The 2,343-nt window shown below is 67.7% G+C and carries 2 protein-coding genes; both read left to right on the top strand.

Annotation, left to right across the window (positions count from 1 at the left end):
• On the top strand, nucleotides 1–1,040 hold a 1,040-nt coding region (locus AC099J_RS31580; protein ID WP_479619267.1), incomplete at its 5' end, for a type I secretion system permease/ATPase.
• Nucleotides 1,041–1,074: 34 nt separating this feature from the next.
• On the top strand, nucleotides 1,075–2,343 hold a 1,269-nt coding region (locus AC099J_RS31575), incomplete at its 3' end, for an HlyD family type I secretion periplasmic adaptor subunit (RefSeq protein ID WP_479619266.1).

Here is a 2,343-nt window from a genome sequence, read left to right as displayed (position 1 = left end):
ACCAGATCGCGGCGACACAGACCCATGCCAGCCGCAGTACGGTGGCTTTCACGGCAGCCACCAAGACGGTGCGCCAGGCGATCCAGATTCTCATGCTCGCGCTGGGGGCCTACCTGGTGCTGAGCCAGCAGGCCTCGGCCGGCGTGATGATCGCCACCAGCATCCTGCTGGGCCGCGCTGTCCAGCCCGTGGAGCAGCTGGTGGGCAGCTGGCGCCTGCTGATCGAAGGTCGTGCCGCCTACGGGCGCCTGGTCGAGCTGTCCCGAGACTTCGAGGACGACGAGCAGCGTGTCGTGATGCCACGCCCCGAAGGCCGGCTCACGGTGGAGAACATGGCTTATCGCGCGCCGGGCTCGGAGACACAGGTTCTGTCGAACATCGCCTTCACGCTCGCGCCGGGAGAGGCTCTTGCCATCGTCGGCCCGAGCGCAGCCGGCAAGTCCACGCTGGCCCGCCTTCTGACCGGGGTGTGGAGCCCCAGCAGTGGGCGGGTGCGGCTGGACGGCGTCGACATCGCGTACTGGCCACGCGAGCAAATTGGCCCCTACATCGGCTACGTGCCGCAGGACGTCGAACTCTTCGACGGCAGCGTGGCCGACAACATCGCACGTCTGGGCGAGATCGATTCGGCCGCGGTGGTGGCTGCGGCCCGGCGCGCCAACGCGCACGAGATGATCCTCAGCTTGCCCAAGGGCTACGACACGCCAGTCGGTGAACACGGCGCGCGTCTGTCGCCCGGCCAGCGCCAGCGCGTCGCCCTGGCACGTGCGCTGTACGGCAGTCCGCAACTGGTCGTGTTGGACGAGCCGAATTCCAACCTGGACGGCGCGGGCGAGATCGCCCTCGCCCAGGCGATGGGTGCTTTGCGCAGCGGCGGGGTGAGTTCGATCGTGGTCACGCACCGGCCGTCGCTGATCGCCCACGTGGACAAGATTCTGGTGCTCGGCGGTGGGCGCATCCAACAGTTCGGGCCGGCCAGCGAGGTGATGAAGGAGATGCAGCGGCAGTCGCAGGTGATGGTGGACCAGAAGGCTGCCTGAAGGTCTGGCACAGGTTGAACAAGGACGGATGAACATGAACAGCCCCGCAACGCCTCCCCGGCCTGCCGCGCCCGGCCTGCGCAGCAACCGGGAACACGCCCGGCGGCTGGTGCGCAGCGGCTGCTGGATCGTCGTGGGGGCGGTCCTTCCGATCGGCCTGTGGGCGGGCCTGGCCCCGCTCTCGATGGCCGTGGTGGCACCCGCGTTCGTCAAGGTGGACCTCAACCGCCGCCCGGTGCAACACCTGGAGGGCGGCACCGTGCGCGAGGTGCTGGTGCGCGACGGCCAGCACGTGAAGGCAGGCGACGCGGTGCTGGTGCTCGGCGACGTGCGCGTCGATGCCGACCGCAATCGCCTGGCCTACCGCGTCCATGTGGAGCGCGCCACGATGGAGCGGCTGGCGGCCGAACAGTCCCTGGCCAAGACGCTGGTCTTTTTCGACGAACTGGCGCGAGAGGCGCAGGACGACCAGCGGATCCACCAGGCGCTGCAGAAGGAAAGCGCGCTGTTCGAGGCGCAGCGCCATTCGCTGGACAGCGGCACGGCGCTGATGCAGACACAACGCGCGCGTGTCGGGCAGGAGATCCTCGCCGTCCAGGCGCAGATCGATCAGGCGCAGAGCTCACTGACGCTGCAGCGCAGCGATCTGGAAGCCAACCGCGCGTTGGTCCAGCAGGGCTTCATCTCCCCAAGCCGCATTTCCCAGATCGAAGCGGTGGTGATGGAGTACGCAGCCAAGCTGGAAGAGCGGCGCACGGAACTGGCGCGCGCGGCGCAGCGGCTGGTGGAGATCGACCTGAAGATCCAGTCCGTGCGCAACGACTATGTGCGATCGGCGAGCGATCAGCTCAAGGCGACGGCCCAGCGCCTGGGTGAGATCGAGCAGGAACAGCGCAAGTCCGAGGACGCGGCGCGCCGGCAGATCGTGACGGCGCCGGCCAGCGGGGAGATCATCGATCTCAAGTTCACCTCGCCCGGCGCTGTCGTGGGCCCCGGCGAGTCCATCGCGGACATCGTCCCGAGCGACGCGCAACTCATGGTGGAGGCGCACATCCGGCCAGAGGATGTCAGCAACGTGCATGTGGGCCAGCGCGCGCGGGTGAAGTTCACCGCCTTCAAGTACCGCAACACCACGATGGTGACGGGGAAAGTCACCTACGTATCAGGCGACCGCCTGATGGAACGCCAGACCAACCTGCCGTACTACCACGTGATGATCCTGGCCGATGCCGACTCCCTCAAGTCGATCAGCGAGTTCAAGCTGCAGGCCGGCATGCCCGCAGAGGTCTATATCGAAGGCTCC

The sequence above is a fragment of the Rhodoferax sp. RT4P68 genome (genome assembly GCF_056521305.1).
Note: the sequence above shows the minus strand (reverse complement) of the source record. Positions and strands in the feature narration are given on the sequence as shown.